Source organism: Bacillus arachidis (assembly GCF_030285945.1).
Taxonomy (GTDB): Bacteria; Bacillota; Bacilli; order Bacillales; family Bacillaceae_G; genus Bacillus_A; species Bacillus_A arachidis.
This window is the reverse complement of the sequence record NZ_CP127376.1, coordinates 3,496,372-3,508,938: the sequence shown is the minus strand read 5'-3', so window position 1 is coordinate 3,508,938 and position 12,567 is coordinate 3,496,372. Positions and strand designations below refer to the sequence as shown.

Genomic DNA, 12,567 nt, shown 5'->3' with positions numbered 1-12,567 from the left:
CATATCTTATTATAAAATAGAGCATGTCAAAGGAGATGGTTTCGTGAAAATCATACATGTTATATTTTATCATTTCCTTTTATGGAGTGGATTTTCTATTGTACTATTCTTATCAAATGGTGATAAATTTCATTATAAAGTGATGCTCTTTTTCGTGTTCCTTTATTTAGCATATGTAATTGCATATGTTGTTCTTCGTATAAGAAAACAGGCACTATTTCTTACTTGCGCAAATAGTATGCTCTTTTTACTGATATCTTTCCTTTTTTTATAGTTAGCGTTTATAAAAATACATTGTTCTTCCATTAAATAACCTTAATTCACCCTCTAATTTTTTTGCTAAAAAACGGCAGAATTCATTTGCTTTTCCTTTATCCCCAAATGTGGCAGTAGAAGGTAAGGAGATTTGAACGAAAGCTTGGTCTTTTTCTGTTCCTATCCCCACATAGATAGAATTATAACGATCATGACTAGATTTGAGCTCAAGTGTAGTATCTGATGTATCAAATATCTCATACGGAAATGCTACGTTAGTATATGCATAGCTAACTTGCGCGCCGGTTTGCGAAGTAATGGTTTTATAATAATTAAAAAGTTGTTTAACATCTTCTAATGAGACAGCTTGTTGTTTCGATTTAGGTACAAGTTTAATAAATGCATGTTGCATAAAGATTTTCCTCCTAAAGTAATATATACAGACATTTTAACACTGTTGTAAATTTTTTGACAATTAAAAAGGTTCTTTCCTTTTTTTGTTTAATATATACGGTAGAAAGTGTTGTGAGGAAAGGAGGAAGAAAATGTTTGAAAAATTGTATGATGAGCATGAGAGTGTGAAGGTACGATTTTTGGGATTTATGACACATGAAAACCGCTATGATTTTGGTGTTATTTATACAAATATGTTTTTTGGAAAACCTCTTGTTGTTTGCATGCAAACAGGGAGAGCAACTTTACTAGGACAAGACGATGTAGATAATGTTCAACATTTACAACAGGTCTTTAAATTACAATCAGAGGAGGAAGCGAATGACCTAGCACAATTCTTTAAGTTTCTTGTACCACCTACTTCCTTACATGCTGAATATGAAGAATAAATAAAAGGAAACAGTCGTACTTATTAAGATATGACTGTTTTTTCATGTTATTGTCTCATACTAATATAAAGTTAATTTTTTTAATGTGTTATACTAAAAACCTATTGACGTAAAAAGTATAACATATTAAAATAAAGACAGAAAGTTAAGCGGTTACAAAAAAGTTTTTGGGATTATAAACTTAGGGGGAAATAAAAAAATGGGAACAATCGTATGTCAAGATTGTGAAAGTACAATTGCACACTTCGAGGATGAGAAAGTAACAGTACTTTACGGGAAATGCGGATCTTGCGGATGTGATCACAAGGAGCATACAAAAGCCCAGTAATATATAGGAATATTCTAGCTGAAAAAGTTTTTAGGACCATAAACTTAGGGGGAAATGAAAAATGGGAACAATCGTATGTCAAGTTTGTGAAGGAACAATCGCACACTTTGAAGATGAAAAAACAACGGTACTTTACGGGAAATGTGAATCTCATTGCGAATGTGGTCACAAAGAACATACAAAAGTTCAGTAATATATAGAACGTGTAAATATAAAGGTTTTCAATCATAATTCAAACTCAGGGGGAAATGAAAAATGGGAACAATCGTATGTCAAGTTTGTGAAGGAACAATTGCACACTTTGAAGATGAAAAGACAACAGTACTTTACGGGAAATGTGGATCTCATTGCGAATGTGGTCACAAAGAGCATACAAAAGCCCAATAATTAAAAAAACGCCTGCATATTTTTTGCAGGCGTTTTTTTAATAGATTGTAGTTGTGTGGCCAACCGTTGCAACAATTGCATCATCTCGAATGGGAATGAATTTGAATGTGGTTTGTAGGGTATTAGCAGAAGCATGTTGGCTCATGAGGCGACTATCTATGCGGGTAATAAAATCTGTTAAATATGCTGAGATAAAGGCATAGGGAATTCTTCGTTCATTTAATAGATAAATGATTTGTTCCTTTGTTTGTACTCCTACACCGTGCCCATAAAAAAAGAAATTACCTAAATAAATGGCATTTTCTCCTTGCCATTCAACTGAAGCTGGATTCACTTGTGGATTTTTAAAGTAAACAAGATCGCCAGGAACGATATCCCCACCGTTTTTTGTCACCAGTTTTAAATCTCGATCATAATCCCATGTATATAGTAGAAGGTTTGCGAATAAGCGGTTAAAAGTTTGCTCATCATATAGAGCTAAAAGTGCTTTGTAAAAAATAATAATCATTGCTGTTGCACATTCTGTTCCATACTTTTTTCCATCTTTAAAAATATCTCGTATCGCGACCGAGGGTGGTCTATTTGGAAGTAATTGAAATCCTCCTAGTGGTGTCCTTTGCCAAAATTCAGGGTTACAATAGGACTCTTGGAATGTACGGAACTGTAATCCACTTTGAAAGAGTTCTAAGGAGGATGTAATGATATGAATTCGTAAATTTAGATCAAAGCTGAGTTCATCAGTTGTTCGGAATGAATATACTTCCTGATTTCCAGCCATAATGGCCAATATTTGTTGTTTCTCAGTAGCGAACTGTTCATTTTCACTCGTGATATAAGGATGTACAATAGAACGACCAATCACAATCATAATTGTATCCCCACCTATAAGTTACATTCTTTAGTATCGTATGAGTAAAAGAAAAAATGGTGAAAAAAAGCCTATCAACTGATAGGCTTGTATTCTTTAATAACGCGTAGTGTTTGGAGTGTCATATCTTCAGGACCTTGTACTGGTAAGCCAGCATCTAGGTTTTTATTAATGTAGTCTAGATTTTCTTGCGTAATGATTTCGCCAGGGGTGAAGATTGGAATACCTGGCGGATAAACCATAACAAAATCTGCTATAATGCGACCAGCAGCTTCTTCAAATGGGATGACTTCTGCTTCTGAGTAAAAAGCATCCCGAGGAGAGAGGGCAAGTACAGGGATTTCTGGAATTTCAACTTGTATTTGAACACCTTTGTCCGCTCTATCTTTAAAGGTAGTTGCTAGTTCTCGTAAGGCCTCAATAAGAATATTAGTTTCGACCTCTGTATCTCCCAATGTCACAAGACATAGAATGTTATATAAGTCTGAAAGCTCGACTTCAATGTTGTAATGTTCTCTTAACCATAATTCTGCTTCGTGACCTGTAATGCCTAAATCCTTGACAGATACAATCAGTTTTGTTGGATCATAGCTGAATGTTGCATCCATACCTAACATTTCTTTACCAGGGCAATATAGATTTTCAATCTCATTTATCGTACAGCGTACATGTTCGGCTAACTGAATTGTTTTTGTGATTAATTCTTTTCCTTCAGTCGCAAGACGTTTTCTTGCGACGTCTAAAGAAGCTAATAGAATATAGGAAGTTGATGTTGTTGTAAGCATGCTAATAATCGATTGAACATGTTTTACATTCACAAGGCCTTCTTTGACATTTAGAATGGAACTTTGTGTTAATGAACCTCCGAGCTTATGAACACTTGTCGCTGCCATATCTGCACCAGCTTGCATAGCTGACATTGGTAATTCGTCATGGAAATGAATATGAACACCATGAGCTTCATCAACTAATACAGGTATTTCATAGGAATGAGCTAATTCTACAATATGCTGCAAGTCTGCGGCGAATCCAAAGTATGTTGGATTAATAACGAGTAACCCTTTTGCATCTGAATGTTCCTCGAGTGCTTTTTTTACAGATTGAATCGTAATCCCATGTGAAATACCGAGCTTCGGATCGATTTCAGGATGAATGAAAATTGGTTTTGCACCTGAGAAAATAATGGCTGACATTACAGATTTATGAACGTTTCGTGGTACAAGAATTTTATCTCCTGGGCCACAAACGCTCATTACCATTGTCATAATTGCACCGCTTGTACCTTGAACTGAAAAGAAGGTATGATCTGCACCGAATGCAGTTGCAGCTAAATTTTGAGCTTCTTTAATCATACCTTTTGGATGATGTAAATCATCGAGCGGAGCAATATTAATTAAATCAATTGCTAATGCATTATGCCCAATAAATTCGCGAAATTCTGGGTCCATCCCTTGTCCTTTTTTATGACCTGGGATATGAAATTGAATTGGATTTCGCTTGCTGTGCTCTACTAAAGCGGTAAACAATGGTGTTTTGTATTGGGACAATCTATACACCCCTTCTTCTTCGTAATATTTATTATGAGTTGTTTTATGTGTATCTTGTTCAGTAAGAAAGTTATTTCCCCTATATAGTTATATAACTGTCTATAAGAACTTGACTTGTTCTACTTACCAAATGGAAGTTTCACTTTATTTTCAATAAAACAAAAGCATTATATCACCAATGATTATATATGTATAGAAAAAACTATTATTTTTATTATATGCATAATTAGTAATAATTTGTATGCCGTTATTCGTGCGCAGTAAAGTTTTAACTTAAAGTTCTGAGAAAGCGAGGAGATACGTAGAATTCCGTCAATGGAAGTTATATTTCTATTCGCGTTCAGTAATATCCTCATCTCAAAAATCAGCGAAAATAAAGGAGGATGGAGGAAAAATAAAGTTTCAATTTATCGGGGCTTATTTTCAAAAAGGAAAGGAGATCTATGCCTTTCATCGCCTCGTTGTCTTCGGTATGAAGAGAGACAATGCCATAATAAAAGAGAAATAGTGTATAATGCAAAAGGGACTATGATAAAGAAGGATGGAAGGTTTATTTTTAAGGGAGAATAAGGGTAAAAATGAAAGAGGTGTACATATGGAATATCAATATCCACTTGATTATGATTGGTCGAATGATGAGATGATTGCGATTGTGACATTCTATGAGGCAATTGAAAAGGCGTATGAAAAAGGTATCATCAGAGAAGAATTGATGAGATTATATCGCCGTTTTAAAGAAATTGTGCCGTCGAAAGCGGAAGAGAAAAAAATTGATAAAGAGTTTCAAGAAGTAAGTGGTTACTCTATATACCGAGCGATTCAAAAGGCGAAAGAAGTAGAAGAACAAAAGATTGTGAAAATGTAAAAAGATTTTGAAAAATCAAATTCTAAGTGCTATAATGGGATAACAACTTAAAACGGACAATATAAATTGTCCGTTTTCTTACTATCGATTGCAAATTTTATATAAAGGAAGGAGTGAGTGCATCGTAGTTTGTATCTTCTCAAGAAATTGTTCATCATCGAGTGTTGAGCACTCTTCTGGAGAAATGTGAATACCAACTAGTAACTCTGCTTTTTTTATAGTCGCTAGGCGTTCAATCATTTTTTGTAAGTCATTTGTTTCAAGTGAGTTATGCGATTTTACAGCTGGTTTGGTATGGTCAATGGACCAAACGAAGTCATTTGGTATATTTGTTTTTAAATCATTTAAATGTTCTAAGAAGGCACGAGCCGCTTCCACTTTTTGTGGACACTCATAAATTAAACCAAAGTATATAAAAGCATGGGTACCCCATAAACCAATTTGAAAATGTGGAAGCATTTTATATCCGCGTTTATTTGTTGAAAAAGCAACCCAAGTATCGTTTGGTGGATTGACTTTACGTCGTGCATGTTTTGCAACATGATAGAAAAAAGTTTCCCCAGTTTGTTCTGATAAATAATGAGAAAATTGCTCGCCTAGAGCTTCTAATTTAGGGTGAATATTCGTTTTAATAGCACTCATTCGTTCTTCGAGACCATCAACTGCAAAGACAGCAAAGTCAGTTGATTTAAATGTTTGTAATGTCATGATAGTTCCTCCAACTCCTAGTTTGTTTTTTATTTTAGCATAGCTTGTACAATTCATAAAAAAAACAGTACAAAAAAACTTCAGTAAAAAAATATAATTTTGTTGCATAGATGATTTATCCAACATAGTATAGTATAAAACAAAAAATCAGAAAATTAAGTTAATTCTAGTCCGAGGGCAGACGAATATTGGGAGGAGGCAATAAAAATGAGACAGGTGATTAACGCGTTAAAGAGAACAGATGCTGAAAAAAGAATTCCGGTGCTAAGATTGGAGTTAGATTATGAATTAGCAACGCTATATGATGCAATGATGGAAAATGACAATCAGAAAAAAGAAGAGTGCGTGCAAAAGCTAGAAGTGCTAAGACTTGAAATGATCCGTTTAGAAGCGTAATAATAGTATATGTATAAAAATTAAGTTGGTGCGAACCTTATAAAGGGTTCGTTTTTTCTGTGAACAGTGTAGATCGGAGTGTTTAAACATGCAAGAGGTATGGAAAGAAATCGATACACATGCAAAACAGTGGATTCAAGAAGCTGGTGAGCGTTTAATGGCATCATTGCAAAAGACGCTTATTGTGGAGACGAAATCAAATGCAGCTGACCTAGTAACAAATATGGATCGAGAAACGGAACAGTTTTTGATTGGGAAAATTAAAGAAACATACCCACACCATTATATTTTAGGAGAAGAGGGATATGGAGATAAGCTTGCTTCTTCGGATGGGGTTGTTTGGTTAATTGATCCAATTGATGGTACGATGAATTTTGTTCATCAGAAAAGAAATTTTGCGATTTCAATTGGCATTTATGAGAACGGTATCGGAAAAATCGGCCTCATCTATGATCCGGTTCATGACGAACTGTATCATGCTATAAAGGGGGAAGGAGCCTTTTGTAACGGTGTAACCATTCCCACTTTAGAGAAAGGTACAGTAGAAAGCGGGATTATTGCTTTAAATGCTACGTGGCTTACTGATAATCCATTACTTAATATGGAAAAAATGATGAAGCTCGTGAAAAAAGCACGAGGAACACGCTCATATGGTTGCGCAGCACTAGAAATGGTATATGTTGCAACAGGAAGATTAGATGCTTACGTGACGCCGCGATTATCTCCTTGGGATTTTGGCGGAGGACTGATTATTGTAGAAGAAGTCGATGGCAAAGTGACGACGTTTGCTGGTAAAGCACTTTCTATTGTAGAAAAAAGTAGTGTATTAGTTGCGAAGCCGGGGGTATATGAAGAGTTACTACCATTTGTATCACAGTAACAAAAAAAGTAAGAGGCTACGAAAAGCTTCTTACTTTTTACTGTTACTGTGATTTACGCATTTTTCGTTTTGTTACAAATCCGTATCCAACTGTAACAAATGTGCCGATAATGCAAATAATAATACCGATGGGACTATTTTCAGCAATCATAATTCCAATGCCAATTAAGAAAATAACACCGATAATAGCTGTTAATAAAAAGCGGTACTGAATTTGTTCCATATCTTCACCCTCCAATTTCATTTTACTTTCACAAAAGTAAGAATACAACTATATTTTCATTCTTGATTTTATTTTGATTGCCATTGTATCCCCTTCACTCTTATAATAGAGAAGGATTAAAAAGACACTAGGAGTTGGACATGTTGAAAAAACGACAAGATTTACGAAATATAGCAATTATCGCCCACGTTGACCATGGTAAAACAACACTTGTTGACCAATTATTACGTCAAGCGGGGACGTTCCGTGCAAATGAGCACGTAGAAGAACGTGCAATGGATTCGAACGATTTAGAAAGAGAACGCGGTATTACAATTTTAGCAAAAAATACAGCGATTCATTATGAAGATAAACGAATTAACATTTTAGATACGCCTGGACACGCTGACTTCGGTGGTGAAGTAGAGCGTATTATGAAAATGGTTGATGGTGTTTTACTTGTTGTTGATGCATATGAAGGTTGTATGCCACAAACGCGATTTGTTTTAAAGAAAGCTCTTGAGCAAAACTTAACTCCAATCGTTGTAGTAAACAAAATTGACCGTGACTTTGCTCGCCCGGATGAAGTAGTTGATGAAGTAATCGACTTATTTATCGAGCTTGGTGCAAACGAAGATCAATTAGAGTTCCCAGTTGTATTTGCATCGGCAATGAACGGAACAGCAAGCTTGGATTCAAACCCAGCAAATCAAGAAGAGAATATGAAATCATTATTTGATACAATTATTGAACATATTCCAGCACCAGTTGATAACAGCGAAGAGCCACTTCAATTCCAAGTAGCACTTCTTGACTATAATGACTATGTAGGTCGTATCGGGGTAGGTCGTATATTCCGCGGCACAATGAAAGTAGGACAACAAGTTGCACTAATGAAGGTCGATGGAAGCGTAAAACAATTCCGCGTAACAAAACTATTTGGTTACATGGGATTAAAACGCCAAGAAATTGAAGAAGCAAAAGCTGGAGATCTAGTAGCAGTTTCAGGTATGGAAGATATTAACGTTGGTGAAACGGTATGTCCAGTTGAACATCAAGATGCGTTACCATTATTACGTATTGATGAGCCAACACTACAAATGACGTTCCTTGTAAATAATAGTCCATTTGCAGGTCGTGAAGGTAAATACATTACGTCTCGTAAAATTGAAGAGCGTCTTCGTTCACAATTAGAAACAGATGTAAGTTTACGTGTTGATAATACAGAGTCTCCTGATGCATGGATTGTATCTGGACGTGGAGAATTACATTTATCTATCTTAATTGAAAACATGCGCCGTGAAGGTTACGAACTACAAGTATCTAAGCCTGAAGTAATTATTAAAGAGGTTGATGGCGTAAGATGTGAGCCTGTAGAACGCGTACAAATCGATGTGCCTGAAGAATACACTGGTTCTATTATGGAATCAATGGGTGCACGTAAAGGTGAAATGTTAGATATGGTGAATAACGGAAACGGTCAAGTTCGCCTTACTTTCATGGTTCCAGCACGTGGTTTAATTGGTTACACAACAGAATTCTTAACATTAACTCGTGGTTACGGTATTTTAAACCATACATTCGATTGCTACCAGCCAGTACATGCTGGACAAGTTGGTGGACGTCGTCAAGGTGTTCTAGTTTCACTTGAAACAGGAAAAGCATCACAATACGGTATTATGCAAGTTGAAGACCGCGGTGTAATCTTCGTTGAACCAGGTACAGAAGTATATGCTGGTATGATTGTCGGAGAACATACACGTGAGAATGATTTAACAGTTAACGTTGTAAAAATGAAACAACAAACTAACATTCGTTCTGCGACGAAAGATCAAACTTCAACAATGAAAAAACCACGCTTAATGACTTTAGAAGAGTCATTAGAGTACTTAAACGATGATGAGTTCTGTGAAGTAACTCCAGAATCAATTCGTCTTCGTAAAAAGATTCTTGATAAGAGTGAGCGCGAAAGAGCTGCTAAGAAAAAGAAATCTGTAGAAGCGTAAAAAATATGAAGCTGCCTTTTTAAAAAAGGCAGCTTTTTGTTTTGTTTATTTTTTTAGAAAATTTACTCTTTTATCTAGACAGTAGTTTTTCTGCAAGGTACTCTTATAGTAGGGAAAATAAAATTTAAAAAGTAAGAATCAAGGTACTACTAGTTAGTGGATTGGACTCATATGGGTTGTTTTCGTTCATCTTTGCAAAATAAGGGGGGAGTATAATGCTAAAGAGAATGTCATTTTTCGCAAAATTATATAATGTAGATACGAATCCAGAAATAGGGATGTGGCTTTTATATGGCACAATGATTCTTTTAAGTGCCCTTGTATATAATTTAGGGTTTGCTAGGAAGTTATCGCTATTAAAAAATATTGTGGTGTATGTGGCGCTGGCGTTAGGATGTACAGTCTTAACTTTTTTAGGAGTTTTGTTGCCGGTGGGAGAAGGACTTGTTGTAGCCGCAATTGTACTAGGAATTTATAGATTACGTTTACGTCAAGCAAAGCAACAAAGAGTAAGTTAAGGAGGTTCTTTATGCGCTCTGTACAAGATACATTATATAATTGGTTAACGATTAAAACGGTTGCGGAAGCAAGACCCAATGATGCAGCTGCACAAGAAACATATTTGCTGTTTCATGATATGTTGCATGAAGATCATCAATTAAGTGATGTGGAAGTGGAAAAGAAAGAAGATATGTATTTAGTTACATATAAACGAGGCGGAGAAAAACATTCTACAAGATTTCCAGTAGAGCTTATAGATTGTTTCTTAGATCAAATGAGACAAGAGCCGGAGAAATATAAATAAGTCCTCATCCGAATGATTAAGGACTTATTTGACAGTTTACCACTCATCTTCTACTGTTTTATCACGATATAGGTGGAATTTTCCGGTTGCATGGCGTTCCATTGTACGTTCTGCAATACGTTCTGTGCATTCCATGCACATATATGTATGAATAGGACGGTTACGAAGCCTTTTGGCCATAGGATTTTCGTCATCTAACTCTTCTTTTTTATCACAAAGCATACATTTGACTCTCATTTCGTCACCTCAATACAAATTCTATCGATATAAGTATAGCATGTAAATTTGATATTTTTGAACTATGGAGGAAAAAAATAATATTTTCGCAATTCGAAAAATAAGTTATCATTAAGATAAATAAAATTTTGGAGGTGGAAATATGGCAAATGTAGTAGAACCTACATTGACAGATTCTTTAGTTCAATCTTTACGTGAAGGACGTATTATAACAATTGCAACAATTGATTTTGAAAAGGCTGTTCCAAATGTAAGTGCTATTTCATGGGTATATGCAATGAATGAGACACGTATTCGGTTTGCAGTTGATCGGCGATCTCGTATTGCGGAAAATTTACGCCATCATGCGGGGCTTGTACTCACTGTAATGGCGAATGAATCTGTATTTTCCATTAGCGGTGAAGCAAAGATTTTAACGGATAGAATGGAAGGAATTCCTCTTAAGTTAACTATAGTAGAAGTATCTGTTCAAGAAGTGCGTGATGTTATGTTTTATGGAGCAAAGCTTGCTTTGGAACCAGCGTATGAAAAAACTTATGATCTTCGTGCTGCTGAAAAACTTGATAACCAAGTTTTAACGGCAATGAAAGGATTGTAGAAAAGTAGATGAGTACTATGGTTGTTCATCCTTTTACTGCTATTTTAATCTGGGTGAATAGGTAACCTTTGTTCCATGTTCAAACATAAATTTTGATGAATAGGATACCTAGTTATAAATGAAAAAAATGATTGAGAAAAGTTTTAATTTATATGAATTTAGATTCTACCTCGTTAATACATTACATATAATTATAACAATGGTTCGTCCATATCATAATCATGGATGAAACCCTTGTTCTACAAATTTAAAAGTGGAGTCAGGGGGTAACAGGTTGGATAAAATTTATGTGTTAGATACGAATGTACTTTTGCAGGATCCTTTATCTATTTTTTCTTTTGAAACAAATGAGGTAGTGATTCCAGCAGTTGTATTAGAAGAGGTTGATTCGAAAAAACGTTACATGGATGAAGTTGGACGAAATGCTCGTTATGTATCTAAACTGATAGATAAATTTCGTGAATTAGGAAAATTGCATGAGAGTATTCCGCTTGAAAATGGAGGGACATTTCGTATTGAATTAAACCATCGCTCATTTGTTCAACTACAAGATATTTTTGTTGAAAAAACAAACGATAATCGCATTTTAGCTGTTGCGAAAAATATATTTTTAGAAGAACAAGAGAAAGAGGATGGAAAGTCTGTTGTTTTAGTAAGTAAAGATGTGCTTGTAAGAGTAAAAGCAGATGCTCTTGGCTTACAAGCTGAGGATTATTTAAGTGATCGTGTAATTGAAGTGGACAATATATATTCAGGTTTTTTAGAAGGCTACATATCAAAAGAACAGTTAAATTATTATTATGAAAAAGGAGAACTTCCTTTATCAGAAATTGCAAATCATCCATTTTATCCAAATCAGTTTATTGTGATGAAAGATGCATTAGGTGGTTCTAGTTCTGCGCTTGGAATTGTTGATTATTCAGGGAAAAAGGTGAAGAAACTTATTTTTCATAATGAGCAAGTTTGGGGAATACGCCCGCGGAATGTGCAGCAAATTATGGGATTAGAATTGTTGCTTCGTGAAGATATTCCACTCGTAACGTTAACAGGAAAAGCAGGAACTGGTAAAACTTTACTTGCGTTAGCTGCTGGTCTTATGCAGACCGAAGATTTAGGGTTGTATAAAAAACTCCTTGTTGCCCGGCCCATTGTTCCAGTCGGCAAGGATATCGGTTATTTACCGGGAGAAAAAGAAGAGAAATTAAGACCGTGGATGCAGCCAATTTTCGATAATCTAGAGTATTTATTTAATACAAAAAAACCTGGTGAATTAGATGCGATTTTAGCAGGAATGGGTTCAATTGAAGTAGAGGCACTTACTTATATACGAGGACGAAGTATTCCAGATCAATTTATTATTATTGATGAAGCACAAAATTTAACGAAACATGAAGTGAAAACAATATTAACAAGGGTTGGAGAAAAAAGTAAAATTGTATTAATGGGAGATCCGCAACAAATTGATCACCCTTACCTAGATGAATATAATAATGGTCTAACCTATGTTGTAGAGAAATTTAAAGAACAAAAAATTAGTGGACATGTAAAGTTTGTAAAAGGAGAACGCTCTAATTTAGCACAATTAGCGGCGGACTTATTATAAAGTGGAACTTTAATCAGTAAGGGGATTTATTAGCTTGCGT

The 12,567-nt window shown here is 35.2% G+C and carries 19 protein-coding genes; 13 read left to right on the top strand and 6 right to left on the bottom strand.

The window, feature by feature from the left end; all coding sequences use genetic code 11:
• Positions 1-43: 43 nt before the first annotated feature.
• A complete protein-coding gene (locus QRY57_RS19610) occupies positions 44-274 on the top strand; it encodes a hypothetical protein (protein ID WP_026590191.1) in 231 nt (76 codons plus the stop codon).
• Here QRY57_RS19610 and QRY57_RS19605 read toward each other — a convergent pair whose 3' ends face one another.
• Positions 275-667 carry a DUF1885 family protein gene (locus tag QRY57_RS19605; RefSeq protein ID WP_286015910.1) on the bottom strand — a complete coding sequence of 131 codons (393 nt, stop codon included), beginning with the start codon at positions 665-667 and terminating at the stop codon, positions 275-277.
• Between the two features lie 133 nt (positions 668-800).
• Here QRY57_RS19605 and QRY57_RS19600 point away from each other — a divergent pair, with 133 nt between their 5' ends.
• The 4 genes from QRY57_RS19600 to QRY57_RS19585 all read left to right on the top strand — a co-directional run bounded on the left by QRY57_RS19600 (position 801) and on the right by QRY57_RS19585 (position 1,812).
• Positions 801-1,097: a DUF3055 domain-containing protein gene (locus QRY57_RS19600; protein WP_026590193.1), complete on the top strand. Its 297-nt coding sequence runs from the start codon at positions 801-803 to the stop codon at positions 1,095-1,097.
• 199 nt (positions 1,098-1,296) lie between these two features.
• A complete protein-coding gene (locus tag QRY57_RS19595) occupies positions 1,297-1,425 on the top strand; it encodes a GapA-binding peptide SR1P (protein WP_000536782.1) in 129 nt (42 codons plus the stop codon).
• 61 nt (positions 1,426-1,486) lie between these two features.
• Positions 1,487-1,618 (top strand): GapA-binding peptide SR1P, encoded by a 132-nt coding sequence (locus QRY57_RS19590; protein ID WP_026590194.1) that lies wholly within the window; start codon positions 1,487-1,489, stop codon positions 1,616-1,618.
• A gap of 62 nt (positions 1,619-1,680) precedes the next feature.
• Positions 1,681-1,812: a GapA-binding peptide SR1P gene (locus QRY57_RS19585; protein ID WP_090687296.1), complete on the top strand. Its 132-nt coding sequence runs from the start codon at positions 1,681-1,683 to the stop codon at positions 1,810-1,812.
• 37 nt (positions 1,813-1,849) lie between these two features.
• On the opposite strand, the gene QRY57_RS19580 is transcribed toward QRY57_RS19585, so the two are convergent.
• A complete protein-coding gene (locus QRY57_RS19580; RefSeq protein ID WP_286015909.1) occupies positions 1,850-2,680 on the bottom strand; it encodes a protein-glutamine gamma-glutamyltransferase in 831 nt (276 codons plus the stop codon).
• Positions 2,681-2,754: 74 nt separating this feature from the next.
• On the bottom strand, positions 2,755-4,227 hold the full coding sequence (locus tag QRY57_RS19575) for an aminotransferase class I/II-fold pyridoxal phosphate-dependent enzyme (protein ID WP_490715731.1): 1,473 nt from the start codon (positions 4,225-4,227) through the stop codon (positions 2,755-2,757).
• 595 nt (positions 4,228-4,822) lie between these two features.
• Here QRY57_RS19575 and QRY57_RS19570 point away from each other — a divergent pair.
• Complete coding sequence (locus QRY57_RS19570) at positions 4,823-5,092, top strand: UPF0223 family protein (protein WP_026590199.1); 270 nt, start codon at positions 4,823-4,825, stop codon at positions 5,090-5,092.
• 81 nt (positions 5,093-5,173) lie between these two features.
• Here the strand turns inward: QRY57_RS19570 and QRY57_RS19565 are convergent, their stop codons facing one another.
• The gene (locus QRY57_RS19565; RefSeq protein ID WP_286015907.1) at positions 5,174-5,800 is read right to left on the bottom strand and encodes a YktB family protein; all 627 of its coding nucleotides are present in this window, start codon (positions 5,798-5,800) and stop codon (positions 5,174-5,176) included.
• Between the two features lie 207 nt (positions 5,801-6,007).
• On the opposite strand from QRY57_RS19565, the gene QRY57_RS19560 reads away from it, so the two are divergent.
• Both QRY57_RS19560 and QRY57_RS19555 read left to right on the top strand, forming a co-directional pair.
• Positions 6,008-6,196 carry a YkzI domain-containing protein gene (locus QRY57_RS19560; RefSeq protein ID WP_001250169.1) on the top strand — a complete coding sequence of 63 codons (189 nt, stop codon included), beginning with the start codon at positions 6,008-6,010 and terminating at the stop codon, positions 6,194-6,196.
• Between the two features lie 88 nt (positions 6,197-6,284).
• Complete coding sequence (locus QRY57_RS19555; protein ID WP_286015906.1) at positions 6,285-7,076, top strand: inositol monophosphatase family protein; 792 nt, start codon at positions 6,285-6,287, stop codon at positions 7,074-7,076.
• 43 nt (positions 7,077-7,119) lie between these two features.
• On the opposite strand, the gene QRY57_RS19550 is transcribed toward QRY57_RS19555, so the two are convergent.
• The gene (locus QRY57_RS19550; protein ID WP_026590202.1) at positions 7,120-7,299 is read right to left on the bottom strand and encodes a DUF5325 family protein; all 180 of its coding nucleotides are present in this window, start codon (positions 7,297-7,299) and stop codon (positions 7,120-7,122) included.
• 140 nt (positions 7,300-7,439) lie between these two features.
• On the opposite strand from QRY57_RS19550, the gene typA reads away from it, so the two are divergent.
• From typA to QRY57_RS19535, 3 genes are all read left to right on the top strand, one after another.
• On the top strand, positions 7,440-9,284 hold the full coding sequence (typA, locus tag QRY57_RS19545; protein WP_026590203.1) for a translational GTPase TypA: 1,845 nt from the start codon (positions 7,440-7,442) through the stop codon (positions 9,282-9,284).
• A 215-nt stretch (positions 9,285-9,499) separates the two neighbouring features.
• Complete coding sequence (locus QRY57_RS19540; protein ID WP_286015905.1) at positions 9,500-9,802, top strand: YlaH-like family protein; 303 nt, start codon at positions 9,500-9,502, stop codon at positions 9,800-9,802.
• 11 nt (positions 9,803-9,813) lie between these two features.
• The gene (locus QRY57_RS19535) at positions 9,814-10,089 is read left to right on the top strand and encodes a hypothetical protein (protein ID WP_026590205.1); all 276 of its coding nucleotides are present in this window, start codon (positions 9,814-9,816) and stop codon (positions 10,087-10,089) included.
• A 36-nt stretch (positions 10,090-10,125) separates the two neighbouring features.
• On the opposite strand, the gene QRY57_RS19530 is transcribed toward QRY57_RS19535, so the two are convergent.
• Positions 10,126-10,326 carry a YlaI family protein gene (locus QRY57_RS19530; RefSeq protein WP_208017065.1) on the bottom strand — a complete coding sequence of 67 codons (201 nt, stop codon included), beginning with the start codon at positions 10,324-10,326 and terminating at the stop codon, positions 10,126-10,128.
• Positions 10,327-10,468: 142 nt separating this feature from the next.
• Between QRY57_RS19530 and QRY57_RS19525 the strand changes: the two genes are divergently transcribed.
• Both QRY57_RS19525 and QRY57_RS19520 read left to right on the top strand, forming a co-directional pair.
• Complete coding sequence (locus QRY57_RS19525) at positions 10,469-10,924, top strand: pyridoxamine 5'-phosphate oxidase family protein (protein WP_286015904.1); 456 nt, start codon at positions 10,469-10,471, stop codon at positions 10,922-10,924.
• A 274-nt stretch (positions 10,925-11,198) separates the two neighbouring features.
• Entirely contained in the window at positions 11,199-12,527 is a 1,329-nt protein-coding gene (locus tag QRY57_RS19520; protein WP_026590208.1) for a PhoH family protein, read from the top strand.
• Positions 12,528-12,567: the final 40 nt, after the last annotated feature.

Excerpts from the sequence above, each read along its gene's own strand:
- QRY57_RS19605 (WP_286015910.1), bottom strand. The coding sequence starts at position 667 with ATGCAACATGCATTTATTAAACTTGTACCTAAATCGAAACAACAAGCT.
- QRY57_RS19600 (WP_026590193.1), top strand. The coding sequence starts at position 801 with ATGTTTGAAAAATTGTATGATGAGCATGAGAGTGTGAAGGTACGATTT.
- QRY57_RS19595 (WP_000536782.1), top strand. The coding sequence starts at position 1,297 with ATGGGAACAATCGTATGTCAAGATTGTGAAAGTACAATTGCACACTTC.
- QRY57_RS19590 (WP_026590194.1), top strand. The coding sequence starts at position 1,487 with ATGGGAACAATCGTATGTCAAGTTTGTGAAGGAACAATCGCACACTTT.
- QRY57_RS19585 (WP_090687296.1), top strand. The coding sequence starts at position 1,681 with ATGGGAACAATCGTATGTCAAGTTTGTGAAGGAACAATTGCACACTTT.
- QRY57_RS19580 (WP_286015909.1), bottom strand. The coding sequence starts at position 2,680 with ATGATTGTGATTGGTCGTTCTATTGTACATCCTTATATCACGAGTGAA.
- QRY57_RS19570 (WP_026590199.1), top strand. The coding sequence starts at position 4,823 with ATGGAATATCAATATCCACTTGATTATGATTGGTCGAATGATGAGATG.
- QRY57_RS19565 (WP_286015907.1), bottom strand. The coding sequence starts at position 5,800 with ATGACATTACAAACATTTAAATCAACTGACTTTGCTGTCTTTGCAGTT.
- QRY57_RS19560 (WP_001250169.1), top strand. The coding sequence starts at position 6,008 with ATGAGACAGGTGATTAACGCGTTAAAGAGAACAGATGCTGAAAAAAGA.
- QRY57_RS19555 (WP_286015906.1), top strand. The coding sequence starts at position 6,285 with ATGCAAGAGGTATGGAAAGAAATCGATACACATGCAAAACAGTGGATT.
- QRY57_RS19550 (WP_026590202.1), bottom strand. The coding sequence starts at position 7,299 with ATGGAACAAATTCAGTACCGCTTTTTATTAACAGCTATTATCGGTGTT.
- typA (WP_026590203.1), top strand. The coding sequence starts at position 7,440 with ATGTTGAAAAAACGACAAGATTTACGAAATATAGCAATTATCGCCCAC.
- QRY57_RS19540 (WP_286015905.1), top strand. The coding sequence starts at position 9,500 with ATGCTAAAGAGAATGTCATTTTTCGCAAAATTATATAATGTAGATACG.
- QRY57_RS19535 (WP_026590205.1), top strand. The coding sequence starts at position 9,814 with ATGCGCTCTGTACAAGATACATTATATAATTGGTTAACGATTAAAACG.
- QRY57_RS19530 (WP_208017065.1), bottom strand. The coding sequence starts at position 10,326 with ATGAGAGTCAAATGTATGCTTTGTGATAAAAAAGAAGAGTTAGATGAC.
- QRY57_RS19525 (WP_286015904.1), top strand. The coding sequence starts at position 10,469 with ATGGCAAATGTAGTAGAACCTACATTGACAGATTCTTTAGTTCAATCT.